22 protein-coding genes and 1 pseudogene are annotated in these 26,731 nt (G+C 52.6%); 3 read left to right on the top strand and 20 right to left on the bottom strand.

Annotated features, from left to right (window positions below; all coding sequences use genetic code 11):
• Positions 1–217: 217 nt before the first annotated feature.
• From lspA to P0H77_RS04265, 4 genes and pseudogenes are all read right to left on the bottom strand, one after another.
• Positions 218–718 carry a signal peptidase II gene (gene lspA, locus P0H77_RS04280; protein ID WP_103678444.1) on the bottom strand — a complete coding sequence of 167 codons (501 nt, stop codon included), beginning with the start codon at positions 716–718 and terminating at the stop codon, positions 218–220.
• Complete coding sequence (gene ileS / locus P0H77_RS04275) at positions 718–3,534, bottom strand: isoleucine--tRNA ligase (RefSeq protein WP_276163716.1); 2,817 nt, start codon at positions 3,532–3,534, stop codon at positions 718–720. Before ileS ends, lspA begins: the two co-directional genes overlap by 1 nt.
• A gap of 33 nt (positions 3,535–3,567) precedes the next feature.
• The gene (ribF, locus tag P0H77_RS04270; RefSeq protein ID WP_276163715.1) at positions 3,568–4,506 is read right to left on the bottom strand and encodes a bifunctional riboflavin kinase/FAD synthetase; all 939 of its coding nucleotides are present in this window, start codon (positions 4,504–4,506) and stop codon (positions 3,568–3,570) included.
• Positions 4,507–4,513: 7 nt separating this feature from the next.
• Positions 4,514–4,684: pseudogene (locus tag P0H77_RS04265) on the bottom strand (hypothetical protein).
• Between the two features lie 150 nt (positions 4,685–4,834).
• Between P0H77_RS04265 and rpsT the strand changes: the two are divergent.
• Positions 4,835–5,098, top strand: a complete 264-nt coding sequence (gene rpsT, locus P0H77_RS04260; RefSeq protein ID WP_103678447.1) for a 30S ribosomal protein S20 — start codon at positions 4,835–4,837, stop codon at positions 5,096–5,098.
• Between the two features lie 148 nt (positions 5,099–5,246).
• Here rpsT and P0H77_RS04255 read toward each other — a convergent pair whose 3' ends face one another.
• The 13 genes from P0H77_RS04255 to P0H77_RS04195 form a co-directional block, all read right to left on the bottom strand.
• The gene (locus P0H77_RS04255; protein ID WP_276163714.1) at positions 5,247–7,430 is read right to left on the bottom strand and encodes a glycosyl hydrolase family 18 protein; all 2,184 of its coding nucleotides are present in this window, start codon (positions 7,428–7,430) and stop codon (positions 5,247–5,249) included.
• A 188-nt stretch (positions 7,431–7,618) separates the two neighbouring features.
• The gene (locus P0H77_RS04250; RefSeq protein ID WP_276163713.1) at positions 7,619–7,906 is read right to left on the bottom strand and encodes a hypothetical protein; all 288 of its coding nucleotides are present in this window, start codon (positions 7,904–7,906) and stop codon (positions 7,619–7,621) included.
• Positions 7,907–8,019: 113 nt separating this feature from the next.
• Entirely contained in the window at positions 8,020–8,883 is an 864-nt protein-coding gene (locus P0H77_RS04245; RefSeq protein ID WP_276163712.1) for a DsbA family protein, read from the bottom strand.
• 43 nt (positions 8,884–8,926) lie between these two features.
• Positions 8,927–9,622, bottom strand: coding sequence for a pili/flagellar-assembly chaperone (locus P0H77_RS04240; RefSeq protein WP_276163711.1), 696 nt, complete (start codon positions 9,620–9,622; stop codon positions 8,927–8,929).
• Positions 9,615–10,130: a fimbrial protein BcfF gene (locus P0H77_RS04235; protein ID WP_276163710.1), complete on the bottom strand. Its 516-nt coding sequence runs from the start codon at positions 10,128–10,130 to the stop codon at positions 9,615–9,617. Before P0H77_RS04235 ends, P0H77_RS04240 begins: the two co-directional genes overlap by 8 nt.
• 9 nt (positions 10,131–10,139) lie before the next feature.
• Complete coding sequence (locus tag P0H77_RS04230) at positions 10,140–10,685, bottom strand: fimbrial protein BcfE (RefSeq protein ID WP_276163709.1); 546 nt, start codon at positions 10,683–10,685, stop codon at positions 10,140–10,142.
• Positions 10,686–11,687: a fimbrial protein BcfD gene (locus tag P0H77_RS04225; RefSeq protein WP_276163708.1), complete on the bottom strand. Its 1,002-nt coding sequence runs from the start codon at positions 11,685–11,687 to the stop codon at positions 10,686–10,688. It abuts the gene before it with no gap.
• Positions 11,688–14,312: a fimbrial biogenesis usher protein gene (locus tag P0H77_RS04220; protein ID WP_276165042.1), complete on the bottom strand. Its 2,625-nt coding sequence runs from the start codon at positions 14,310–14,312 to the stop codon at positions 11,688–11,690.
• Positions 14,313–14,316: 4 nt separating this feature from the next.
• On the bottom strand, positions 14,317–14,973 hold the full coding sequence (locus tag P0H77_RS04215) for a fimbria/pilus periplasmic chaperone (protein WP_276165041.1): 657 nt from the start codon (positions 14,971–14,973) through the stop codon (positions 14,317–14,319).
• Positions 14,974–15,127: 154 nt separating this feature from the next.
• Positions 15,128–15,670, bottom strand: a complete 543-nt coding sequence (locus tag P0H77_RS04210; RefSeq protein ID WP_276163707.1) for a fimbrial protein BcfA — start codon at positions 15,668–15,670, stop codon at positions 15,128–15,130.
• Between the two features lie 446 nt (positions 15,671–16,116).
• The gene (locus P0H77_RS04205; RefSeq protein WP_276163706.1) at positions 16,117–16,821 is read right to left on the bottom strand and encodes a winged helix-turn-helix transcriptional regulator; all 705 of its coding nucleotides are present in this window, start codon (positions 16,819–16,821) and stop codon (positions 16,117–16,119) included.
• Between the two features lie 291 nt (positions 16,822–17,112).
• Entirely contained in the window at positions 17,113–20,130 is a 3,018-nt protein-coding gene (locus tag P0H77_RS04200; RefSeq protein ID WP_276163705.1) for a chitinase, read from the bottom strand.
• A gap of 90 nt (positions 20,131–20,220) precedes the next feature.
• Positions 20,221–22,344 carry a glycosyl hydrolase family 18 protein gene (locus P0H77_RS04195; RefSeq protein WP_276163704.1) on the bottom strand — a complete coding sequence of 708 codons (2,124 nt, stop codon included), beginning with the start codon at positions 22,342–22,344 and terminating at the stop codon, positions 20,221–20,223.
• A gap of 387 nt (positions 22,345–22,731) precedes the next feature.
• Here P0H77_RS04195 and P0H77_RS04190 point away from each other — a divergent pair, with 387 nt between their 5' ends.
• Together P0H77_RS04190 and P0H77_RS04185 are read left to right on the top strand one after the other, a co-directional pair.
• Positions 22,732–23,178 carry a transcriptional regulator gene (locus P0H77_RS04190; RefSeq protein WP_276163703.1) on the top strand — a complete coding sequence of 149 codons (447 nt, stop codon included), beginning with the start codon at positions 22,732–22,734 and terminating at the stop codon, positions 23,176–23,178.
• Between the two features lie 18 nt (positions 23,179–23,196).
• The gene (locus P0H77_RS04185; protein WP_276163702.1) at positions 23,197–23,730 is read left to right on the top strand and encodes a glycoside hydrolase family 108 protein; all 534 of its coding nucleotides are present in this window, start codon (positions 23,197–23,199) and stop codon (positions 23,728–23,730) included.
• A gap of 83 nt (positions 23,731–23,813) precedes the next feature.
• Here P0H77_RS04185 and P0H77_RS04180 read toward each other — a convergent pair whose 3' ends face one another.
• From P0H77_RS04180 to dnaJ, 3 genes are all read right to left on the bottom strand, one after another.
• Positions 23,814–24,161, bottom strand: a complete 348-nt coding sequence (locus tag P0H77_RS04180; RefSeq protein WP_276163701.1) for a phage holin family protein — start codon at positions 24,159–24,161, stop codon at positions 23,814–23,816.
• Positions 24,162–24,278: 117 nt separating this feature from the next.
• Positions 24,279–25,226, bottom strand: a complete 948-nt coding sequence (locus tag P0H77_RS04175; RefSeq protein WP_276163700.1) for a LysR family transcriptional regulator — start codon at positions 25,224–25,226, stop codon at positions 24,279–24,281.
• A 340-nt stretch (positions 25,227–25,566) separates the two neighbouring features.
• The gene (gene dnaJ / locus P0H77_RS04170) at positions 25,567–26,703 is read right to left on the bottom strand and encodes a molecular chaperone DnaJ (protein WP_176918376.1); all 1,137 of its coding nucleotides are present in this window, start codon (positions 26,701–26,703) and stop codon (positions 25,567–25,569) included.
• Positions 26,704–26,731: the final 28 nt, after the last annotated feature.

The following is a 26,731-nucleotide window of genomic DNA, read 5'->3' as shown; positions in this document are numbered from 1 at the left end:
GGGCTTATAGGGTACCGATAGTACCGGCCACGCTGGCCTGGCAGTACCGCGTGCCCGGTGGCGCTGCGCTTACCGGGCCTACAAAAGACCAGATAAACGCAACGCCGCCGGACATTACAACCACAATATCGTAGGCCGGGTAAGGCGAAGCCGCCACCCGGCATCACATCCACAACACCCCAGGCCGGGTAAGCGCAGCGCCACCCGGCATTACCCGCTACGCGCGCTCTTTCGCGGCGGCCTTCGGCAAAAAGCCTTCCAGCACAATCAGCGCCGCGCCGATACAGATCGCGCTGTCGGCAAGGTTAAAGGTCGCGAAGTGCCAGTTGCCGACGTAAAAGTCGATCATATCGACCACGAAACCGTGCCATAAGCGGTCAAACAGGTTACCCAGCGCGCCGCCGATAATCAGCGCGTAAGCAATGTTATTCAGCTTTTGCGTGGCCTTTGTGCGGTACATCATGACAGCAAGGATCACGCTGATCCCCACCGCAATACCGGCAAAGAACCAGCGCTGCCAGCCGCCGCTATCCGCCAGAAAACTAAACGCCGCGCCATAGTTACGCGCATAATGCAGATTAAGCGACGGGAACAGAGACACCGTATCCCCCAGAGCAAAGTTCTGGAGGATCAGGTATTTACTGCCCAGATCGATAATCAGCACGACTACCACCAGCCACAGCCAGCGTAGCCCTGTTGAAAAGATCGGTTTACTCATCAGGCGAACTTACGTTTTTCGCCGTCACCGGCGACGTTGACTACACAGCGTCCGCAAATTTCTGCGTGTTCCGCCACCTTACCGATGTCCTGAGTGTAATGCCAGCAGCGCGGGCATTTCTCACCGTCGGCTTTGCTCAGCGAGACTTTCAGCCCCTTGAGCAGCTCGCTCTGCTGGGCATCAGCAGGCGCGCTCGCATAATCAGCGACCTGCGCCCCGGAGGTCAACAGGACAAATCGTAATTCGTCGCCCAGCGCCACCAGTTTAGCCGCCAGTTCAGGTTCAGCAAACAGCGTGACCGTCGCTTCCAGTGAACCGCCCACTTTTTTGTCGGCGCGCGCCTGTTCGATAACCTTGTTCACTTCGCCGCGCACTTTCAGCAGCTCATCCCAGAAGGCATCGTTCATCGCTTCGGTTTCCGCGAGGCCGAACAGCCCCTCGTACCACTCACCGGTAAAGACGTACTGTTCACGTTCGCCCGGCAGGTAGCCCCAGATCTCATCCGCGGTGAAGGACATGATCGGTGCCATCCAGCGCACCAGCGCTTCCGCGATATGGTACAGCGCGGTCTGGCAGCTACGACGCGCCACGCTGTCCGCTTTCGCGGTGTACTGGCGGTCTTTGATGATGTCGAGGTAGAACGAGCCCATTTCGACGGAGCAGAAGCGCATCAGGCGCTGTACTACTTCGTGGAAATCGTAGCTTTCATAGGCTTTGAGGATCTCTTCCTGCGCGGCTTTCGCACAGCCGACGGCCCAGCGATCCAGCACCACCATCTCTTCCGGTTTCACCATGTCTTTCGCCGGATCGAAACCATTCAGGTTCGCCAGCAGGAAGCGCGCGGTGTTACGGATACGACGATAGCTGTCGGCGGCGCGTTTGAGGATCTCATCAGAGACCGCCATCTCGCCGGTGTAGTCGGTAGATGCCACCCACAGACGCAGGATATCCGCGCCCAGTTTGTTCATTACGTCCTGCGGCGACACGGTGTTGCCAATCGACTTGGACATCTTGCGGCCCTGACCATCGACGGTAAAGCCGTGAGTCAGCACCTGGCGATACGGCGCTTTGCCTTTCATCGCCGTGGAGATCATCAGCGAGGACATAAACCAGCCGCGATGCTGGTCGGAGCCTTCCAGATACATATCCGCCGCATGACCGGCAAATTCCGGACGCACGTCAACCACTGAGGAATGGGTAGACCCGGAGTCGAACCACACGTCGAGGGTATCCGGCACTTTGACATAGTTGTCGGCATCGTCACCGAGGATGTCGCGGCTGTCGAGATCCCACCATGCCTGGATGCCGTCCACTTCAACGCGCTTCGCCACCTCTTCCATCAGTTCGAGGGTCCGCGGGTGCAGCTCTTCGGTGTCTTTATGCACGAACAGCGACATCGGCACGCCCCAGGTACGCTGACGGGAGATACACCAGTCAGGACGGTTGGCAACCATTGATTCGATACGCGCCTGGCCCCAGTCCGGGATCCACTGCACGCCTTTGATTTCTGAGAGCGACTGCGCGCGCAGACCTTTTTGATCCATGCTGACGAACCACTGCGGCGTAGCGCGGAAGATGATCGGCGTTTTGTGACGCCAGCAGCACGGATAGCTGTGCTGCATTTTTTCAACGTGCAGCAGCGCGCCTTTTTCACGCAGCAGTTCAACAATCAGGTCGTTCGCTTTGAAGACGTTAACGCCGTCCAGTCCCGGATACGTTCCCGGCAGATACGCGCCGTCCGGGCCAACCGGGTTAGCGATTTCCAGACCGTATTTCTGGCTGATGGTGTAGTCGTCAGGACCATGACCACCGGCGGTATGCACTGCGCCGGTACCGGCATCCAGGGTCACGTGATCGCCCAGAATGGCTGGTACGTCGAAGCCCATAAACGGATGGGTAAAGCGCATCAGCTCCAGTTCGGAGCCTTTTACGGTGCCGAGAATGGTGTGATCCGCAATGCCGATGCGCTGCATCACGCTTGCGACGAGGTCTTTCGCCAGAATCAGCGCCTGACCGTCGATCTGCACCAGCGCGTAGTCAAACTCAGGCGACAGGGAGATGGCGCGGTTAGCTGGCAGGGTCCACGGTGTGGTGGTCCAGATCACCAGCGAGATCGGCCCGCTAACGCCCGGCAGGCCAAATTTCGCCTGAATCGCATCCTGATCGACAGCCTGGAAAGCAACGTCAATGGATGGCGAGGTTTTGTCATAATACTCGACTTCCGCTTCCGCCAGCGCGGAACGGCAATCCACGCACCAGTGTACCGGCTTGGCACCTTTATGCAGGTGGCCGTTACCGATGATTTTGCCCAGCGCGCGAATGATGTTGGCTTCGGTTTTGAAGTCCATCGTCAGATACGGATGCGACCAGTCGCCCAACACGCCCAGACGGATAAAGTCTTTACGCTGGCCGTCAACCTGAGAGGCAGCGTATTCGCGGCATTTAGCGCGGAACTCGGCGGCGGTGAATTTCTCGCCCGGCTTGCCAAATTCCTGCTCCACTTTCAGCTCGATCGGCAGACCGTGGCAGTCCCAGCCCGGCACGTACGGAGAGTCATAACCAGAAAGCCCTTTGGACTTCACGATAATGTCTTTCAGAATCTTGTTGACCGAGTGACCTATATGAATGCTGCCATTCGCATAAGGAGGGCCATCATGCAGAATGAAGGTTTTTTTGCCCTTTTTGGCTGCACGGATGATGCCGTACAGGTCATCATCGGTCCAACGCGCCAGCATTCCCGGTTCGCGTTTGGCGAGGTCGCCACGCATCGGGAACCCTGTTTCCGGCAAATTCAGGGTTGATTTAAAGTCACTCATCAGATTCTCGTTTCCGTATTTATCACTCAGGCGTTAAGCCGGGTTTGATAGCCCAAAAAACTCACGGGCGGTTAATTCATCTTTCGCGATTTGCGCTTTTAGCTCGTCCAGCGAGGCAAATCGCTGCTCGCTGCGTATCTTTTTACGCAGTATCACATCTATATGGCGACCGTAAAGGTCCATTACAACGTCCAGCAGGTGCACTTCCAGCTGCTGACGCACGCCAGCGACTGTTGGCCGGGTGCCAATATTGGCGACGCCAAAAAAAGGCTGCCCGCCGAGCCCCATGACCTCAACCGCGTAGACCCCTTTTACCGGGGAAACCTGACGGCGCAGCGGCACGTTGGCCGTTGGAAAGCCGATGGTGCGTCCCAGTTCATCGCCGTGCACGACGCGCCCGGAAATCGTAAACGGGTGCCCCAGCAGGCTGGCAGCAAGATCGAGGTCGTCGGCGGCCAGCGCCTGCCGCACGGCAGTGCTGCTGATACGCACGCCATCGTCACAGAAGGTCTGGGTGCTGGTGACGTCGAAGGCAAACTCCGCGCCAGCCTTCTGTAATAACAAGAAATCGCCCTGCCGACCAGCGCCAAAGCGGAAATCATCGCCCACGGCGAGAAACTTCACGCCCAGACGGTCAACCAGCAGATCGCTGATAAACGCCTGCGCGGTCAGGGCAGCAAAGCGGCGGTCAAAGCGCAGGCAGAGCACGTAATCCACCCCGCACTCCGCCAGATAGCGCAGTTTTTCACGCAGCCGCGTCAGGCGGGCGGGCGCTTTATCAGCGGCAAACAGTTCCAGCGGCTGCGGCTCAAAAATCATCACCACTACCGGAAGCCTGCGCGCTTTCCCCTCGGCAAGGAGGTTTTTCAGCAACGCCTGGTGTCCGCGATGCACACCGTCGAAATTACCAATGGTTAGCACACACCCGCGCGGGGCCTGGCTGAGGTTATGTATGCCGCGTATCAGCTTCATCTCTGGCTCAAAACAGTGAAAATCGTCGGATTATACCTTGTACAGGAGGCGACGTTAACCCGCGATTACATCCTGAAGCAGAAAGGTTGAGGGATTTCATCAACCTTACGGCGACATACAGGAAAATCTGTCGTCAGGGTGCGAATTTTATGGCAGAAAAGCTGTATTCACGCCGCACAAGCTGGTAGAATCCTGCGCCATCACTACGTAACGAGCGTCGCTATAATAACGGCGCTTATTTGCACAAATCCATTGACAAAAGAAGGCTAAGAGGGCATATTCCTCGGCCTTTGAATTGTCCATAAAGATCACATTTGGGAGTTGGACCTTGGCTAATATCAAATCAGCTAAGAAGCGCGCCGTTCAGTCTGAAAAGGCTCGCAAACACAACGCTAGCCGTCGCTCTATGATGCGTACTTTCATCAAGAAAGTATACGCAGCTATCGAAGCTGGCGACAAAGCTGCTGCACAGAACGCATTTAACGAAATGCAACCGATCGTGGATCGTCAGGCCGCAAAAGGTCTGATCCACAAAAACAAAGCTGCGCGTCATAAAGCTAACCTGGCCGCTCAGATCAACAAACTGGCTTAATCGCCTGCTTGTTGTCGCTTTGTGAAAAACCCGCTGAATGGCGGGTTTTTTTATGCGCGTAATAGCGTCAGCTTGCGCATTTGCTGGCAGGATGAACCAACGACAAAAAGGCCCCGGATTGCTCCGGGGCCTGACTTTCATTTACAGATTAATAAGCACCAAGATCGGTCCAGACACTGCCCTGGCTGCAGTTTTCATCCGGCTGATCGCCACAGCTCCACCATTTGACCTGGTAGTTATGGCCTTTCCAGCTAACAATCTCGAAGGAACCCCAGTTTGCACCATAAATGGTAGTGGCATTCCACCACGGGTGAGGAGCGTTCTCATCGGGCTGGACGGCATCATCTTCTGGCTGCGGTGCGACGTCATCATCTTCCATGTCGTCATGTTCTTCATCTTCCTCACCATCGTCGTAGTCGTCATCTTCGTCAGGATTTACTGCAGAAGATGCGGGAACAACAGAAAGCACGAAACGCTGTTGCGTTGACGGCTCGCCATTGCTGTCGCGCACGAACAAGGTAAAGATAAAGTCGGTATCTACGGATACTTTCGGCACGGTAAACTCGATGACTTCCGCCGTTTTGTCTTCAACCGTAATATCCGCAGGCACACCCCAGCTATAGCGCAGAACATCATTGTCTTCATCAGATGATTTCGCACCGGAAAGACGGACGCGGGAACCGCCGACCACCAGCAGTTCAATGGCTGCTTTAGGTGCGTGGTTTACTGTCGGTACGGTGTCGTCTTCTGGCTGATCGTCAGTCTGATCTTCGTCTTTGCCCTCGTCCTCTTTTTCATCTTCTTGTTCTTCAACGTTGATGCCTTCGAAATAGAACGGCTCCATGTCGATCACTTCTTTGCTGATTTCATAGCCCAGGCCTTCACGTGCCGCGTTAACCAGCACGCCGTTGTCCTGGTCTACCGTCCAGGTGAACACGCCGCCCAGACCCAGGTTTGCCGCATACTCGCCCTTCGCTTTCACCGTGCGCGGGGTATCCAGTGACAGGAACAGCTTAGAATCCGGGTTGTACAGATAGTCAGCATCGGCAACCTTGTCGGTATAAACGTTAAAGCCGTTACGCCCTTTCTGGGTTTCCAGGTCCAGATAGTTATAAATCACGTCGTACCATTCGGTAGTGCCGGATTCAAACGAGCCGGTGGTGGTTTCATACTCGCCATTGGCCAGTTTTTTACCCGGGTTATAGGTCCCTTCCAGCGGCGAGAAGCTGGTGATTTCGGTGTTGCGGCCGTTACGGGTATAACCTGCATAGCCGATGTTGATACGCTCAGCCGGGAAGCCTTCCGCCAGCAGATAATCAACGATGGTTTCAACGGACCAGCCGCCTGCGGTCAGCGCTTTCAGGTTGGTATGATGCGCCAGCGTTTCTGCCCACGGGGTGCCAAAGAAGTCGTAAGTCATGACGTTGATGTAATCCATACCGGCATTCATCATCGTCTTAAGATCGATAAATTGCAGCTTCTGCACCACAGCGGAGGCGGCAATAGAGATTTTCACATCGCTGCGGCCTGCGGCATCCAGCTGCTTACGCACTTCGGCGATCAGCAGGGCAAAGTTAGCGCCGTCTTCCGGGCCGTACGGGTTGCCTGCCGCTTCATCGTTCGGGTATTCCCAGTCCAGGTCCACGCCGCTGAACATCGGGAACTGTTTGAACAGTTTCACCAGCCCTTTGGCGAAGATTTTACGCGAGGAATCTTTCGATGCCGTTTCGTGGAAGCCGTTACTCATGGTCCAGCCGCCGATGCTCATGGACAGCTCAAGGTTGTGGCCCTGTTTTTTCGCTTTCGCCTGCAGGTCGCGCAGCGCGCCAAGGAAGCCCTTGGTATTCGCCTGCGTCACGGTCTTCGGATCGACATCCCAGCCGCTGACGTCAAAGCCCAGGTTAACATAGCTCTGGAAATCGCCCCACGGATCGAGGAAGGTCGGCTCATATTTCACTTTGCCGCACAGCTCGGCCGCTTCCGCGACCACGTCGCGTGATTCGCCATCAATTTTATGAAAACCAACAATACCCACAAAGCCCGCGATAATTTTGTCGTAAGCCGTAGGAGACACATTGGCCAGGTCATAGCCGCGGCCACGGTTTTTAGGAATATCATCACCCTGTAAACGGGAATCGTACTGGGACCAGTCGGTAAAATAACCGAAAACTTTTGGTTTTTTGCTGTCGGCTTTGTACTGGTTATAAACCGGTTTGGCGACACGAGCAGAAGTGTAGCTAAGTTTGCTGTCATCTTTAGCCGGGTTAAAACCGTCAGCGGCATTGCTGGTTTCCGTCAGCGTATCGCTTTTAATTAATTTACTTTTTGCCATGTTAATATCCTTTTAATGTGAATGGATTGCGGTTTAATGTCCGCGGTAAATCATCCGGTAACACAGGATCGATGGCTAATCACAAAGCAACACAAATTATCGCCGACGCGTTTGATATGAGAATGAGAGGTGTGCTGATATAAATAAGGCAGCCGGAAAGCTGCCTGAAAGGCATAATTTAACTATCGTTAGTCATAAATGATACGCAATAACGTCAGCTGCTTATCCTCATCAAGGAAAGTGTGTTCAATCCTGACGTTAGGCGAGGTGATACTGGTGCTCAGGTTTTCGATAATAATATGACGCTCAATGATATTTCTTTTCTGGCAGAGGATCATTGGCAGACTGGATTCATGCCAGCAGCCGGACTCAATCACTGCGCCTTTAAAGTTAAGCTGCCCGTCAGCGCTGGCGTCATTCGCTAAAATACCCAGGAAAAAAAAGAGAACGCCTGACGTTAATAGCCTGATATTCATAATACATGACACTCCGTTGTATCAGCCCGGTATCATTCATATCATCAACTCGCTGGTGACAGGATGATGCCTGCAATGTTACGCCGGGAAGCCGCTCCGGCTTCCCCTGCCCGTTAGCCTTTCGCTTTCTGAACTGCCATCAGCAGCATATCCTGCGAAGTACTGCCCGGAATAACGGTAATTTGTTTTATATGCGGATTTTTTGCCTGCGGCATCACGACAAACGCTGGCGTGCCGGTAAAGCCCATATGCTGTGCCAGCGCACGGTTGACCATCAGCGCATCATGTATCGTTCCGCTATCGTGCATCTGTTTCACTGCCGCGATCTGCTCCGCCGTCAAATAGCGTTCCGCGCTGGTCAGGATCTCCTGTTCCGTCAGATCGCCCTCCACTTTTCCGGTGGCGTATAGCGCATTGTGCCAGGCCAGGTAAGCGTCGCCCCCCTTATTAAGCCAAATTTGCTCGCCAATGCGCGCCGCCAGGCCTGAAGCGGGCCAGCGGGAGGCGAAGATCGGGAACTCTTTAAAGACAAAACGCACATCCGGGTTAGATTTGATCACCTGTTCAACCACCGGTGCCATCTTGCTGCACCATGCGCACTGGTAATCAAAGAACATCACCACCGCCGCTTTGGCATTTTTAGGGCCGACGGAGGGGCTGTCCGTTGACAGCAGGTCCGCCTGATACTGACGGGCAAGCTGCACGTAAGCCTGCTGCTGAGCAATTTGCTGACGCTGGTGCAAACTTTCGCTGGCAGCGACCAGAAATTCCGGATGATCGGCCAGGTAGGTCGCCACGGCTTCGCCCATTTTATCCGGGTGGGCGGTTAAGTAGGTTTCCGCGATTTGGCCAATCTGCGCCTGCTGTGCTGGCGTGAACGCGTCAGCGTCAGCGGCGTTGGCTGCGGGCATCGCCCCCACGCCCGCCAGGGTCAGGAGGATGGCCAGACGACTCATTTTTACTGCTTTACGGGACATAACACTCTTCTCTTTTCGTATCATTGGAGGATGTAGTACACATTTATTGGCGATCCCGCACGTCGGCGTTCAGCGGCGGCATTACCCGCCCATAATCGTTAAGGGTTTGCCACCGGAGCTGGCAGGCCGCCGTGCCTTTGCACCACGCCAGCGTGCGCGAACGGAAGGGCGCAACCACCCCGGCGTTATCCACGGGCTTATCGTTGACGCGAACGTTAAAAAGCGTGACGTAGAACGGCGTGGGATTGTCTACCGCTACGCCATCTGCGGTACGGCTCCAGCGTAATTGAGCGTAAGCCTGCTGCGGATCGCCCTTCAGCCCGGCGGGGCGATAAATCAGCTTCAGCGCTGAACGAATCGCCATTTGCACGCTGTCCGGCCCGGCTTTTCCCGACGGTATAGCAGCAACGCTCAGCGTAAACAGACTTTCCCGGTCCGCAGGGAGCGGCACGGCGGTACGGATCAGGCGGACTTTATTTTCCTGTCCGGCGGAAAGCGCAAACAGCGGCGGCGTGGCAATAAACGGCGTATCCGTAACGGCGCGCACTTCCGCCCCCGGCCAGCGTTGTGTGGAGAGAATGTGGGTATTAATCAGCCACGGTGCGGGGGAGTCATTGCGAACAGGCACGTCCAGCGCCTGACGTCCCTCAGGGTAAATAAAGCGCGTGCCGCCAATGACCACGCCCGCGTTTGCCGTGACGCTGAGCATCAGCAGGATTAAAAGCAGAGCGTTACGCATAGGTTAAGATAAATGTCGCTGAGGCGTTGGCCGTTCCGGCGGCAACCGTGCTGCCATCCGCCACATAACGCGCATAAAAGTTAAGATGTGCCGACTGCTGGCCCGGTATCAGCACCTGTATCTGACTATTTTCGCCGAGAGGAATGGGGCTTTTATTTTTATTGTAGAGCGCCACACCGACCCCCGACGCATTACCGGCTCCGGCGGTGAGCGCCAGCAGGTCCGGGCTCTGGCTATCCGCCGCGCCGCTAAAGCTGACCGAAACGCCGCTGACGGTACTGCCACAGTTTTCCAGATTGATAGTAAACGGCTGCCAGTCGGCCCCGGCTCCGGCCTGATAAAACTGGCGGCTCGATACGCTGCCCATATCGACCGTAATCGTTTCCGAATCAGGCGTCAGGGTACAGGTGTTATCCGTAATAGAACCGGTGACGTAGACTCGCCCTGCGTGTGCCTGCGCACCGGCGGAAGCGACCATCGCCAGTAACAGAACCAGCAAAAACTTCATGTCCAATCCTTATTGATATTCCAGATCAAAATACATCACCGCCGTGGCGTTACCGGAGGTTACCTGCGGGAGGGTAGATTTGTAGCGGATATAAAAAGAAAGCGTGTTTCTCCCCGCTTTGAGGGGATAAACCACCGAATCCGTATTATTGATGCTGACGGGGTCCTGGTTTTCATCCAGAATTTCCACGCCTACTCCGGTGGCCATCATCGTCTCATTACCCATTCCGGTATCGGTCAACGCCAGCAGCGCCGGGTTATTACTGTCGGCTTCGCCGGTAAACCAGACCTTCGTGCCGCTGATGCCGCGCGAACAATTACGCAGGTTAATGTTGAAGGGTTTGAACTTTGTCGTTGTGCCCACGGACGGGAAGCTGTCGATAGGGAATTGCCCCAGATCGATACTTTGGCTCAGGCTGGACAGGTCGACATTGCAGGTCGCCGCCTGGATGGTGCCCGTAAACTCAAGGTTATAGCTATTGTCGTCGGCGCGGGCGGCAGTGCCGCTAAGCAGAATGAACAACATGCTTGCCGGTAACCATTTCAGGGTATTCATTTAATCGAAATCCACCCGTAAGTTTGCCAGCGAGGTAAACGTCCCCTCCTCCGGCGTTTCGCCGGTGGTGCTGACCGGGTAAGCCTGCAGCACGATATTTGCCGTACCAGCGTCATCGGTGGTAAAGGGAACGACGCTGTTAATATCATTGGGCGTCAGGGCCGCGCCCTGGTTATTGCTCACCACCACGCCGACGTCCGGGTTATCTGAGGCAATAGCCTGGGAAAAATGAGGATCGGGCGTCGCCTGGATACGCATGCTCAGGTTGACCTGCGAACTGGTGCCGCTGCATTTCACCGGCACATTAAAGGTTTTTGTCCGCACGCCCTCGGGTTTTTCGCCCGCGTGTCTGAAGCTGCCGCTATTCAGGGTGCCAAAATCGACGAGAATGGTTTGTCCGGCGTTAATTTCACAGCTTTGCGGAACAGTAACGCTGCCGCTGTAAGTGATGTTGTAAACCGCCTGCGTTAGCGGATCGTTGGGGGCCGTGGTGACATACACGCTGAACATGTTTTTCGGGGGAATCACGATCGTCCCGATAAATGACCTGACGATTTTAATCTGGAAAAGTAAGTTGGAATCGCGGATATAAAAGGGGTTACCGCTATCCACATTTTCGTCATATCCCATGTACACATAATTGAGGGGAGGATAAATGGTTCCTGCCGCTGAATCCCGAATTTGCATAGCCCCTTCAAGGTAATCAGGATCCAGTTTCAAATATTGCCAGGGACCGTTAGTTTCCGCCACGGTGAAAGGCGTGACGTAGGAGCGAAAAGTACGCCCGGTAGGTGCGGTTCCCGCCGGACAGATCGCCTGCACGTTGACCTCCTGACTTTTTACCAGTTGTACCGTCTGCCCTGGCTGGTTCTGAGCGGCGGTTAAGGTGGTGGTCAGATCATAATTAATGTTTGAGGCTACGCCGTTGATATTTTGACAAATTGCCGCCAGGCAGTTCTGTGCCATAAATAGCGTGACGAAAAATAAAATACGCGAATTCATTTAGTTGCATTCTACCTGTTGCCGAACCAGCGGTTGCTGAAGAGCGGGAAGTTGAAAATGGGCCACGCAGTGCTGATCCGGTTTGTCGCCCCACTGGACGTTTAACGTTCCGCGTTCACTTAACCCGGATAAATAGGTTTCGCCGCTATCGCCCACGATAGTTTCGTCCTCAGCGTCATCCCGCGTTACCGTGGCACCAAACGGCACCGGCTTGCCAAGATGCAGCAACGTCAGCAGGGCGCGCTCGCCGACATGCGCCTTAAACGTCGCCCGTACCAGCGCCCCTTCAGTGGGCACGACGTTAGTGACCGCATCATCGACATCCACATCGTCTGCCATGGAGTCGACGTCCAGCGCCAGGCGATTTTGCCGGTAGGTGGTGGCATAGGGGACCACAGCATAGCCGCGCCAATCGGTATGAACACCCGGCTCCCCTTCGACCTTGACGTTACTCGCACCGGGAGCCGCAATAAGGACATTGGTATTGCCGAGCGGCTGGCTCAACGTAATACCGTGGGCGTGCGCCACAATGCCGCCGCTCAGACCGTAGTTGACCTGCCGGTAGTCGCCATTATTGCTGTCGTTATAGCCCACATTGGCATTGCCCCAGGCACCGTCATACTCAACGCTGGCATTGCCGCTGGCACCCACGCCGTGATTCTGGTAACCCTGCTGGACGCTGTAGCTCAGATTATTGTCATCCAGCAGCGTGCCGCTAATTCCGGCGTTTTGCGTCACGTTATGGTGTTTATCGGAGCTGGCGTTATAGGTCGCATAAACATTGTGATGATGACCCGCCGCCACGTCGTCGTCCGGCATGAGCCACTGGCTTAGCGGCAGCGACAGACTGAGCGCAAAGATTTGATCGCTCTCGCGCTCGCCCGGCGCTTTGGTGTAGTTATAGGTCAGGCTCCAGTTGACACTGTCCAGCGTGCCGCTATAGCCAATTTGCAGCAGGGAGTTGGTTTCATCGGTATGCCAGTAGCTCTGTTTACTGCCGGTAAAAAAGATCGACCCCATCCGGCCCAGCGGCTGAGAAAGGTTAATCTGCACTTTGCCGCGTTTGGTGTAATAAAGACTGTAATAATCCTGCCACTGCGGCTTGTCGTCGTCATCCGGCTGGCCAGTATAGCCCTCCATATGCCGCCAGGCGGTTTCATCCAGGGTATAAAAACCGGACGTCGAATAGCGATAGCCCATCAACTGAATATGGGTGCCGACATTTTCAAGCGATTTCGCGTACAGAAGTCTTACGGACTGGCCCTGATGCGAGCTGTCATCCGCCAGCGTGCTGCGCGCCTGCGTAATATCCGCCGATATCGCGCCGAGCTCGCCCATATTGACGCCGCTGCCCAATGCCGCTGCGGTGTAACGATCGGAAAACTGCGAACCGCCATAGAGGGTAAAGCCGTGAGGTAACCCCCATAACAGGGTAGCCTGGCCGAATTTCACATCCTCTTTCTGGCTGCTGTCGCCCCGATACTCTGCCGCCGTCACGGCGTATTTCATCCGGCCTTCGCGCTGAAGTACCGGCACGGCGGAATAAGGCACGACATAACTGTGCAGCGTGCCGTCCGACTCCTTCACCTCTACCGTCAAATCGCCGCTCGCAGAGGTCGAATAGAGATCTTTAATCGTAAATGCGCCCGGCGGCACATAGCTTTGATAAATGGTGTAGCCGTTCTGTTTGATGGTGACCTGGGCATTACTGTTGGCAATACCGTGAATGGTTGGCGCAAATCCTTTCATACTGTCCGGCAGCATATTATCGTCAGAGGCAATCTGCATTCCGCGAAAAGGCAGGCTGTCGAACACATCGGCAGGCGTATAGCTGTCACCTGCGGTCAACTCGCCTTTAAGAGGAATGACATCGCGTTCGACGTAGGTGCTGATATGCTGCCAGTCGCTTTTCTTCTCTTCGCTGCCGCTGTTATAACTCCAGGTGGAATAGTCGCGTAGCCGCCACGCCCCAAGGTTCAGGCCGCTGTTTAAACCGAGAAAATAATTGTTGCTGGTTACGCTGCCTTCGCTGTTATCGCGGCTGTTAGCGCCAGTAAAGTCGTAGTTGAGCGTTAACGCATTGACGCCTTCGTCCCACTGCGCGGGCGGAATATAGCCTCTGGCATTATTTTTGATGGCCGCCTGGGGGATGCTGATATCCAGCCGTTGCCGGGCAAAATCAAAGCGCGAAGAGGCTGCGGGAATCGCTGCGCCAACATCAATGCAGCTCTCCGGCGCGGCGGCGGCGAGCGCAGGAAACTGCGCCAGATTGACGCCCATTTGCGCCAGCGCGCCGGGTGTCAGGCAGGCGCTCAGGCCGGTATCATCCCGCAGCGCCTGAACCGAGGCAGAAAGCACCGGCTTCGCCGCCGTAAAGCGAATATCACGGCTGGCGAGGAAATTTTTATTCAGATAAACGTCTACCCGGTAAGTACCGGGTGCCTGCTCGTTGCCCTCGAAATGCGAAAGATCGGCTACCGCAGCCGGATCGTCCGACAGAAAGGCCGGATTAAAGTAATTCTCAGCCCGGCCTTTCGCGGGCGTCAGTAGGCTCGCCATCGCCAGTGTCAGCGGCGTCAGCCAGCACTGGACGCCGGGTTTTACGCTCTGCTTAGTGCCTTTCATCACGTCAACTGCCGGCACACATCTGCGCTGGGGTATTGGCCCCAAAGTCATTGACCGTTTCATATTTCATATGACCGTCGCCCGCAGCGTTCAGTATCAGGCTGCCCTTTGGCGGCACCATCGTATTGGGCTGTTTTACCTTTCCGATGTAAAGCTCAACCAGGGACAGGTAATACGGCGAAGGATTAGATAACGTGACTTTGCCGTCAGCCACGTGACAACGCAGAGACGCCGGTGCGTCAAGAGAAGGCGTCGGCAGATTTTTCGGGCGGATAAATAGTTTAATCACGCTCTGGGTAGCAATTTGCAGCACGTTGCCCTGAAGCTTGCGCTTGTCCACGGACGGGATCGCTTTGCTATTCAGGTAAAAAATACTTTCCCGGTCAGTGGGTAGCGCTGGCCCGACATACATAATGCGCAGCACGTTTTCTTTTTTTGGCTGGATCACAAATAAAGGCGGCGTCACCACGAAATCCGGGGACTTTGTCCCATCGGCATTGGCGACCCATGACTGGATCAGGAAAACGTTGTTTGCAGAAGAGTTGGTGATGGGCAAGGATACCTGCTTTTCGCCCTGCGGATAAATCACGCGCGTTGCGCCAAGCGCCACGCCGCCCGCGTAAGCCTTCACGGTCGTCCCCATCATAACGACACCCAACATCAGCACCGGCGTTAAGGCGATGGCCCGCAGTACAAGGCGTTTTAACATCTGTATTTTCATCATCGTCATTCTTTTTCGTCTGGCCTGCGCTGCTTTTTTAACGTAAATAGTGCGCCGCCTTCCCTCCGCAGAAGGAAGGCGGAAAATCATGAAATCAGGAATAAACCATGCTGAAGGTCGCGGTTGCCTCAACGTTACCGGACGTCGCCGCACCGGTAGCGATGTAGTCAACGCTCAGCGGAATGGTATTTCCACCGTTAATCAGCGTCACGCTGGAGGACGTTTCGCCCACGTTCAGCGTCTGACCATCCGGTCCATACAGTTGCAGGGCGACGTTTGTTGCAGAACCCGCACCCGCCGTGTTTGCCAGTGAACCCGGCTGGCTGGCATCTTCCTGGCCGTTAAAAATGACCGCGGCGTTCTGGCTAACGGTGGTATCGCAATCTTCCAGCTTAATGTTGAAGTCTTCTTTCTGGTTTGCGACCATTCCGGCAGCCGTTAGTTTTGAGGAACGCACCTGGCTCAGGGTGACGGTCTGATCGACAGAATCAGCCGTGACGGAGCAGGCGGCATCAACAACCTGGCCCACGAAATTGACGGTACCGCCGTTAACAGTCGTTGTATCGGTTTCTGCCGCCATTGCCGTTCCACCAGCAGTGATAGCCGTAACGACCATCGCAAATAAATACTTTTTCATATTCCCTCTGATAATCCTAATTATGTTGTTGATGACCCTCTTATTAAATACCTGAGCAATAGCCCACCCGCCTGCTCAGTATATTCCTTATACAGTCAGATATAAGTAGAGATCGAATTCATGGAGAAGAATTCTGGTCGTTATTTATTTGAGTCAATTAGCTTTTCGATAGCTTAATCGGGAAAGGCGAAGCAACGCTTTATTCTCCCGACTTGAATTTTATTATTACTAACAGCGGGTTGAGGTGCAACGATGAGATGATCTTTTTAAAGGACCGACCTTAACTTATTGATTTTAAAATCATAACCAGCTGCCATTTGGCATTTGCTTCATTTCATATTGACAAAAATATAAGAGTATGGTTAAGCAAAATCTAAATAAGCATTTTAAGCAGCGACAGGATTTTCCTTTTCAAAAAGAAAATCCTGCCCGCGGAAAGGAAAACGCTAATAGGCTGCCGGCAGTTTTTTCATATCAACAAGCTTTCCATTATCAATACTGATATAACCGCCTTTCTTAAGCTCGGAAAGGATCTTCATGATGCGGCTTTTTGATAAACCCGTGCGTCGCTGAATGAAACTCATGATATTGATCTGCTGACGATAAGCATCAGGGTATATCGAGATCTCAATAAGCAATGCTCTGACCTTCAGGTAAGAATCGACGCCGACCAGCTCCTGTTCGCGCGCACTCATAACCATTAGCCGCTGCGCAAGAATGCGGGCAATGTCATGCCATAAATTTAACTCATCAGACAACCTGATAAAATCTGCCAGCAGGACTGAATAACCTTTGCAGCGGGTTTCCGCCACCAGATAGTGATGCGGCCACTCGGAAACCTCGTAAGTACGGGCATAGCTGTCTATGAGACCCAGTAATGTAGGCGCAAAAATAGCGCAGAGCTGGCGCTGACTTTTTGCATGGCAGAATGAGGTAATTCCCTCATCCAGTATCACAATCTTTTGTTCTTCCTTGTTCATCCCCAATGGAAAAACTTCGCCAACTTCTAAAGAAAGAGGCGTGCCGTGCGGGATCAGTTTCTGTAATACATTAGCCAGGGCGGCAAGGGGCTTCGATTTTTGATTAAAGATGAAAGAATGTAATGAATCGTCAGTACAATTTTCAATATTTGCCAGAATTTCTAAATTCATCGGGTGCATAGTCAGTATAAAACAAAAACATACGATACGGATTAAGTATATGAAAATCAATTCACTAAAATTAACATCAATTTAAAGATTAACTTATTGAAGCAGGGTGATAAAAACCATAGAAACAATTGCATTAAAAATAATCACAAAAGCAACCACAATAAGAAATAATAATTTAAGTAAATCCTTAACATATATTACCATAAAAAACTACATAGCGATCACCATAGCGGTATAGAGAAATAATTCTCATACCGCCAGGAATCACCTTATCGTTCAGGATTAAATTATTCAAGTAAGGCTGCGGGGAGAGGAATAATATTCGCGCATCTTATCCGCCAGCCAGCCGCCGTCTTCACCGTTAGAGTGAATAGTGGTGATGCTGACGGTCGAACCACCGCCCCAGAGAATAGAAAAGACATTATAGTCAGGCAGATTTAACGCCTGCATTTGTCCCCAGTCATACCCGTTATCTTTACGTAAGAAGTCGCCTACCGTTGCCGCGCCGTAGGTGCCCTGATTAAGCGCCGTATTTTTCAACCTCGCGGTAATCGCCGCCACGTTAGTTGCAATACGCTTGTCGCCCATAAAGAAGGTGCCGCCCGACGCAAAATGGTTTTCACTAATCATAGTGGTCCCTTCCTCTGCCGTCGGCATATGCCCGCCGGGGATCTGCCAGAGCATGGCGGGTTTATTCAGATCTTTCGCCGCCTGTTTTACCATTCCCAGGTAGTTAAGCCAGCAGGTCGCATTCCAGCCATAGTGCGCCAGCGCATCCGGACTAAAGCAGTCGCGTTCAAATTTATCGAAAGCGATAAAATCAGGCGCGTAGTTGCCGCTGTATACGCCAAGCTCATTAATAAAGGCTGCAATCTGTTTTCCCTGAGCCTGCGGATCCGCGCCTTCGCGCAGAACCCAGTCGGCGGTGCCGGTTGACCAGACGTTGGTCTGCCAGCCAAAAGCCACATCCGGCGCAAACTGGTGAACAAGATAGTTGATCGCCTGAATGTAGCCATACAGATCGTCACTGAACGTTGGCAGCGCTGGCGCGCTGTATTTCAGCACCGGGGCCAGCGCCTTCACCGCCACAGCAAGCTGAGCATTAACCGGTACGCTGTTTTTCTGCCGTACCGTGATGTAGCCGTAAGGCTCCTGCTCAATAGCGCCCAGGAAATCGGGGTTCAGGACAAACGTCGCCGGAACCGGATGCGCGTCATCTTTATAAGACTGCGCGGCCATACATTGTGTAATAAAGTTACCGAAGTGGTTACGCAGCTTCTCGCTATCCTGTAGATCGCTCACGGCACTCCCGCCGCTGGCGTTGGCAGTATAAACCACCATTACCGGCATTACCGATCGGCCCGCTTCTTTCTCAATTTGCCGGACCAGCGGTACGGTTTTATGAATCGGCAGCAGATCGTAATCAAGGAAGCCGTCATTGTTCAGGTCCATCTCTTTTGCCGGGATCGGATCGCCGCCGCCGTCAAAACCGTCATATTTAAACAGCGCGCTGACCGGCACCTCGCGGTAGAGCGTGGCGGTATCCGCCGCATTCACCGTGACGCCGCCGTGAGCCACGTAATCCGGCCAGCCGCGCACCTGTAAAATAACGCCTTTTTCAAAGGAGAGCGTAATCACATTGCTGCTTTGCAGCAGGCGCAGACCGGCGTCGGCATCACAGCGCCAGATGGCACCATCGCAATGCACGTCGGCGACGTCGACGGCATACAGCCCCGGCGCAATGCGCAAAGGAATCGCCTGTTGCTGACTATGGCTTTCCAGGGTCAACAGATACTGATATTCCCCTTTTCCGTTTCCACTATGGAAGCGATAGCGCTGGGCCCCGGCACCTTTGGGCAGGCCAAGCACGGTGGCTTTCACTTCAACAAAACCAGCCGCATCGGCGTTTTTCTGCTGATAGCCAACATTCACCCTGACGACTTTACCCGCTTCAGGGATCACGACGGTCGGCTGCGCCGGGGAGCTAATCATCAGGTTATTAATGCAGGCGGGAAGCAGACGCACCTCATAATGCTGACCGGCGATCAGGCGAGTCACCAGTAGGGCATCTCCAGCCGTAAGCGAGACCGTACGCGCCACGATGTTGTCGCTGCCCCATAGCTCGGCGCCGATCAGGGCTCCGTCGCAGGAAGGGAGATCCAGTTTGAGTGTTATCGCGGCAAAATGTACCGTTTCCTGGAAGGCGATTGGGCAGCGCTGGCTGTCCTGACCGGAGGCGAGCGTAACGGTCAATGTCTCTTTTACTGGCGCAATGCGCATGTCATCATTTTCAAGAGACTGAACATTAACGGTGTACTGCCCTGCCGCGAGATCGGCCACCGTTAACGACTGGCCCCACTCGCCGGTGACGTTTTGCATCCTGCCGTCCGGATAAACGATATCAAGAACCGGCTTCAGTGCGATCGCCTCTTTCCGCGCCGGGAAAATAAATTCGATCCTGCCCTGACGGCCTGGATCGTGCGCCAGCGTCGCCTGTAATTCTTCGAGCATAACCGGGGTTTGCGTAGCCGCCAGATAAAATTCCAGCTGCGCTGATTTACCCGCGCCCAGCTTCATTGCACTGTCATTATTGATAGTGATGCTATTTTTTTCGACAGGCCATCCACCGTCGCTACCGAGTTTAACCGGCTGATTACCCATCAGCGTTCCGCTGAACGGGCTGTAAGGATCCGGATGCGCGCAGGCGGTAAAGCTAATTTGCAGTTTGTTCAGGTCGATTGCCTGAGAATAGCCATTTTTCAATGTTAACGTAACGCGCTGATACCAGCTGTTAGCATTAATATCGCTGGCGGTAATAATAATGCCGTCACCTGAGATGGGTTCCGGCTGTGGCTCCGGCTGTGGCTGCGGCTCCGGCTGTGGCTCCGGCTCCGGCTCCGGCTGCGGCTGCGGCTGTGGTTCCGGCTGCGGCGCTGGTTCATCATCTGCCGCACCTGACGCCAGGGTGAGTGTGACGGCCGACAGCGTTACCGGAACCTTCGCGGCGGCAAGACTAAAGAACACTTTCCCACTTTTACCTGGTGCCAGTAACAGTTCGCCACTGTTATTAATCGTCATATCAATGGCGTTCAATTTCCCTTGTGGTTGTTCACGCAGGGTTAACGGAAGATCCCCTTTCAGATTGCCCCCAAAATTCCCCCATGGATCAGGATGTCCTGAGGCGGTGAAATGGATAATGGCCTGATTGAGATCCACCGCATGCTCACTCTCATTGGTGAGCGTCAATGTGACCTTTTGATACCAACTTTGTGCATTGAGCGCGCTGTGTTTAATTGAAATGATCGACATGATAAATCCTCTATCCTTAGTGGAAAAAAGCCCCGGATCGGCGGGGCTTTTATTTAGCTATATCCAACAAACATCGATAGTGATGATTAATTAGTAAGCGCCAAGGTCAGTCCATGCGCCGCCCATACCGCAGTTCTGGTCCGGCTGGTTGCCTACAGACCACCAGTTAACCTGATAGTTGTGGCCTTTCCAGCTGACGATCTCAAAAGTACCCCAGTTTGCGCCGTAGACTTTGGTCGCATCCCATTGCGGGTAAGGAGACACTTTATCGTCCGGTACTGGAACCACATCGTCATCTTTATCATCTGGCGTCGGAATAACGTCGTCTTCGTCCTTGTCGTCCGGTACCGGGATAACGTCGTCGTCTTCCGGCTTCGCGTCAGCCTGAGCCACAACGGCGGTCAGCACGAAGCGCTGCTGCGTTGACGGCTCACCCCAGCAATCGCGAACAAACAGGGTGAACTGGAACTGCGTCTCTTCAGTAACCTGCGGCACGTCGAACTCAATGATTTCAGCCGTTTTGTCCGCCACGGTAATGGCAGCAGGCACGCCCCAGCTAAAGCTCAGTGCATCTTTATCTTCATCGGACGATTTCGCGCCAGACAGCTGTACGCGGGAACCCCCTACCACACGCAGTTCAATAGATGCTTTCGGCGCATGATTCACTTTCTGGCCTTCATCGTCTTTTTCTTCAACGTTGATGCCTTCGAAATAGAACGGCTCCATGTCGATCACTTCTTTGCTGATTTCATAGCCCAGACCTTCACGTGCCGCGTTAACCAGCACGCCGTTGTCCTGGTCTACCGTCCAGGTGAACACGCCGCCCAGACCCAGGTTTGCCGCATACTCGCCCTTCGCTTTCACCGTGCGCGGGGTATCCAGCGACAGGAACAGCTTAGAGTCCGGGTTGTACAGGTAGTCAGCATCGGCAACCTTGTCGGTATAAACGTTAAAGCCGTTACGCCCTTTCTGGCTCTCCAGATCCAGATAGTTATAAATCACGTCGTACCATTCGGTAGTGCCGGATTCAAACGAGCCGGTGGTGGTTTCATACTCGCCATTGGCCAGTTTTTTACCCGGATTGTAGGTCCCTTCCAGAGGCGAGAAGCTGGTGATTTCGGTGTTGCGGCTGTTACGGGTATAGCCTGCATAGCCGATGTTGATACGCTCAGCCGGGAAACCTTCCGCCAGCAGATAATCAACGATGGTTTCAACGGACCAGCCGCCTGCGGTCAGCGCTTTCAGATTAGTGTGATGGGTTACGTTTTCTGCCCACGGCGTACCGAAGAAGTCGTAGGTCATGACGTTGATGTAATCCATACCGGACTTCATCAGGGTGTTAACGCCAGCGTAAGCAAGGTTAGCGACAACCGCAGAAGCGGCGATAGAGATTTTCACGTCGCTGCGGCCTGCGGCATCCAGCTGCTTACGCACTTCAGCGATCAGCAGGGCAAAGTTAGCGCCATCTTCCGGACCAAAAGGGTTACCAGCACCTTCTACGTTCGGGTATTCCCAGTCCAGGTCCACGCCGCTGAACATCGGGAACTGTTTGAACAGTTTCACCAGCCCTTTGGCGAAGATTTTACGCGAGGAATCTTTCGATGCCGTTTCGTGGAAGCCGTTACTCATGGTCCAGCCGCCGATGCTCATGGACAGCTCAAGGTTGTGGCCCTGTTTTTTCGCTTTCGCCTGCAGATCGCGCAGACCGCCCAGGAAACCTTTGGTATTCGCCTGCGTCACGGTCTTCGGATCAATATCCCAGCCGCTGATGTCGAAGCCGACGTTAGTGTAAGTCTGGAAATCACCCCACGGATCGAGGAAGGTCGGCTCGTATTTCACTTTGCCACACAGTTGCGCCGCTTCTGCGACGACATCACGCTCCTGCCCATCAATTTTGTGGAAGCCGACAATGCCTACAAAGCCCGCGATAATTTTGTCGTAAGCAGTAGGAGAAACGTTAGCCAGATCGTAGCCACGACCACGGTTAAGTTCGGTGTCATCACCCTCTAAACGAGAATCGTACTGGGACCAGTCGGTGAAATAACCGAAAACTTTTGGTTTTTTGCTATCAGCTTTGTACTGGTTATAAACCGGTTTGGCGACACGAGCAGAAGTGTAGCTAAGTTTGCTGTCATCTTTAGCCGGGTTAAAGCCGTCTGCCGCGTTGCTAGTTTCTGTCAGGGTATCACCCTTGATTAATTTGCTCTGTGCCATGTTAATTTCCTTTTAATTTAAATTTTTTCGCAGTTCGTTCTGCGGGGCCCATAATCTATCGGCATCGGCCAAATGGCTAATCACAAAACATCACATATCAGGATGATGCTCAAATCACTAAAATAGTGAGGTTACCCAGTTAATCCCCCGCTTCTCATCAAGCTAATGACCCACAGGTGAATTAGCAAAGCCCTGCACAACGTTGCGTATTAAGTTTCATTAAAGTTGATATTAAACCTCATTTAACAAGGTCGCTTTTTTGTGACGCGCGTTGGTTTTTCCATATATAACTCAATAAAATCATTGGGAAATAATGGATTGAGCAAATTCTTATAATTAATATCAACCGCACTCAAAACAGGATGTAAATTTCTAAAGGATGACATTATGAAAACCTACATGATCAATAACAATTGTATCTACAATGAAAGGAATCATGAGTTAAGAAGTATCTCGAACTCGCTGGTTATAAAAATGACCGCAATGCGTGCAAGATGCCTTAGCTTTATTATTGAGAATGCACAGATGGAGGTAATTGAACGCCAGCAGCTCACCACGGCGCTGTGGGGAAGTCGGGGAAACTTCGTTAATGATGCCAATTTAACGCAGATACTCTACCTCATTCGTCGCGATCTAAAATCATTAGGAGTGAATGATTTTTTGATTACGGTGCCGCGCAAAGGCATCCAGGTTAATAACCAGATTCCGGTAAAACCAGTAGACAATAAAGCAGGCAGACGCTGGGCATGGCTAAATAAAACACCAGTCAAGATCATGCTAACCGTTGCTGCCGCTGCCGTATTAGCAGCCGCCTGTTATGTGAATATCCACTAATATTGTTGAGGTAAAAAAATGAATCCAGTTATTGACGGCATTTTAATGACAGAAGGTAGTTATACCAATAATCCCCACGATCGGGGCGGCGCGACTAATTGGGGAATTACTGAAGCGACAGCACGTGCGAACGGTTATCAGGGAGACATGCGAGATATGACGCGCGCAGAAGCGTACTCCATACTCGAAAATGATTACTGGGTAAAACCGGGCTTTGAACTTATTTCGCAGATCTCCTGGCCGGTTGCTTTTGAACTGTGCGATGCCGCCGTAAATATTGGACCGCGACTTCCCTGCCTGTGGTTGCAACGCTGGCTGAATGCCCTGAACCGCGAGCAGAAAAATTATCAGGATATTAAGGTTGATGGTCACATCGGGCCAATGACCATTGCCGCACTACAGGTGTTCATCGCATGGCGTGGCAGAGAGGGCGAGCATGTGCTGGTCGAGGCGCTGAACTGTAGTCAGGGTGCCTATTATCTGAACATCACCGAAGAAAGACCGCAAAATGAGGATTTCATTTACGGGTGGATTAAAAATAGGGTAACGTAAAAAAATCAAGAACAGTGTTGCTATGCATTTGCGTAGCAATAAAACAACATGCAGCATAAGGCTCAGTGCTGAGCCTTATGTATTTATTTTATCAGGCTGTTATCTTCGACGCTTTTTTTTAGTTTATCGCCCAGGTACTTAAGTATTGGTGCGGCAAACACGCCGCCAATCCCTGCGGCCAGCAAAATCATATTGAAACTCAGCCCTTTTTCAATTGCGATCGCGCTTAATAAAAAACTGGTAAAGCAGGAGATAACAATTTGCGTAAGACAACTCATAATACCTTTATGCAATGGCTCCGACTTTTTCCTTTTAGACTTTAACAGATAACTGACAAAACCACCCCACGCGCCCGTCGCGACAATAATTAACAATACTTCCATCTCCAGAAGAACAACTTCTGAGGTTTCTAAATGATTAGGGATAGACATTTTAACTTCCTGTATTTAAATGACATAGCGAGAATGTAATAGAAAGGGTTCTAAAGCCGTAATCAAACCGCATCATTAAATACCAATTTTTATCACTCATCCCTGAAGGTACTACTCCTAACGTCTGAATGAGGAAAGGGTATGCAGCATATCTACCAATTCCTTTACGTCCTGTTTTTTACTGCTTTTGTTATTCCATGAAGCATAGACATTTAACGGTTTAAAAACCAGTTCAGGCGGCGGCTGAACCATTTTTATTGCGTAGCGGCGCTGATTTTTATAAAAAAGCGCCAGTTTTAAAGGTAATATCGCAATTAATGAGGTGCGCTCAACGATACTGATGATGCCGCTGATTGAATCACTACGGTATCCCTTCACCCGATATCCTTTATATTCATCATCCTTTACATGCAGATCGTCATCATTGATCATTATCGGCGAGAAGAGTCCGGACTGATAGACGGCATGACGTGCAGAATAAAAGCTGTGCAGGGTGAGCTGCGTTAACTCACTAAGCAGATTGTCTGTGCTACAGATGCAGACGAAATTTTTAAAGCTGTCGATAAGTTGATTTTCGATACCCGGTTCGATGATGGTATCGGGGCTAATAATAAGGTCGCAATCACCGACTATCAAATGTTCTTTGAGGGTATCTTTATGCATATTTTTGGCAGAAAAATGACGCAGAGAGAATCGCTCAAAAATATCATCTTCATAGAGCTGAGACAGATAATAGTTTTCAGCGATCTCGCTACCCAGGACGGTGATTTTCTGGCTGCGCGGACTCGTCTCTTCGGGGATAAAGGTATTATTTACCAGCGCCATGGCCTGGCGGAAAGCCTGATGGATCTCCAGCGCTTTTGCCGTAGGCACAAGGCCGTCTTTGCTTCTGACAAATAGCTCTTGCTGATAAAAGCTCTGTAAACGGGACAGCGCCAGAGAAATAGCAGCAGGCGTGACGGATAATCTTTTGGAGGCTTTGGTGGCATTGCCTGCCGATATGACAGCGTCAAGGACTTTGATTAAATTATAATCAAAGTGCTTGTTGGCACCTTTTGAGCCCATCCATTGTCAGCCTCTTAAATTCAAAAAATGCAATATAGATAATACTCAAAATAATGCAAATAACAGTTTATCAAAACAATAATAAATTACTACGATGAGAAATATCGTTTTTTTATAAACAATAAATCCACAAAATTTTCCATATAAACCAACAACTCTATTTAGCTAAACCAAAAATCATTTTTAATAAAACTTAATATCACTCTCTGTTTTATGGCGATACTGAAATCCGAACGTCAGGAATGCCGCCCTTTTGCTGAGGGATGTTGGCCGCCCCGGTAATAAACGCGCAAAAAAAAGCCTGAGAGAGCTCTCAGGCTAATAAATGACAGAGATGATATTAACGCGTCAAATCATCAAAAAACTTTTTTACGCCATCGAAGAAGCTTTTAGAACGCGGGCTGTTATGTTCGCCCGTTGGACCGCCAAAACTGTCCTGTAACTCTTTCAGGAGCTGTTTCTGCTTGTCATTGAGACCGACCGGCGTTTCGACAACCACACGGCACAGCAGGTCGCCCTGCGCCCCGCCGCGCACGGATTTCACGCCTTTGCCACGCATACGGAACAGTTTACCGGTCTGCGTTTCACCCGGTACTTTCAGCTTCACGCGGCCATCCAGGGTCGGAACTTCGATTTCACCGCCCAGCGCCGCCATGGCAAAGTTGATCGGCACTTCGCAATACAGGTTGTTACCTTCGCGCTCGAAGATCGGGTGCTGTTTTACCTGCACCTGAACGTACAGATCGCCTGCCGGTGCGCCGTGCTCGCCCGCTTCGCCCTCGCCAGACAGACGGATACGATCGCCGGTATCCACGCCCGCCGGGATTTTAACCGACAGCGTTTTGCTCTTCTCAACGCGCCCGTGACCGTGGCACTTGTGGCAAGGATCTTTGATCAGCGTACCGCGGCCCTGACAGTGCGGACAGGCCTGCTGTACCGCAAAGAAGCCCTGACGCATCTGCACCTGGCCGGAACCGTGGCAGGTCGGACAGGTCTGCGGCTGGGTGCCGGGTTTGGCTCCGCTACCGTGGCAGATATCACATTCTTCCAGCGTCGGAATACGGATTTCTTTGGTAACACCGCGTACCGCCTCTTCCAGCGTCAGCTCCATGTTGTAGCGCAGATCGGCACCGCGAGAGGCTCGCTGGCGACCACGACCGCCGCCGAAGATATCGCCAAACACGTCGCCAAAGATATCGCCGAAATCAGCACCGCCGCCGCCAAAACCGCCGCCACCGCCCATGCCGCCCTGCTCAAACGCAGCGTGACCGTACTGATCGTAAGCTGCACGCTTCTGGGCGTCTGTCAGGATTTCATACGCTTCTTTAATTTCTTTAAATTTGGCTTCGGCTTCTTTATCGCCCTGGTTACGGTCCGGGTGATATTTCATCGCCAGGCGTTTGTACGCCTTTTTGATTTCACGCTCTTCCGCCGTTCGGGAAACGCCTAAAATCTCATAATAATCTTGTTTCGCCATTGTCTTTTTCAGCCCCTAACATGCGAGC

The sequence above is a fragment of the Superficieibacter sp. HKU1 genome, assembly GCF_029319185.1.
Taxonomy (GTDB): Bacteria; Pseudomonadota; Gammaproteobacteria; order Enterobacterales; family Enterobacteriaceae; genus Superficieibacter.
This window is presented reverse-complemented; position numbering and strand designations above follow the sequence as displayed.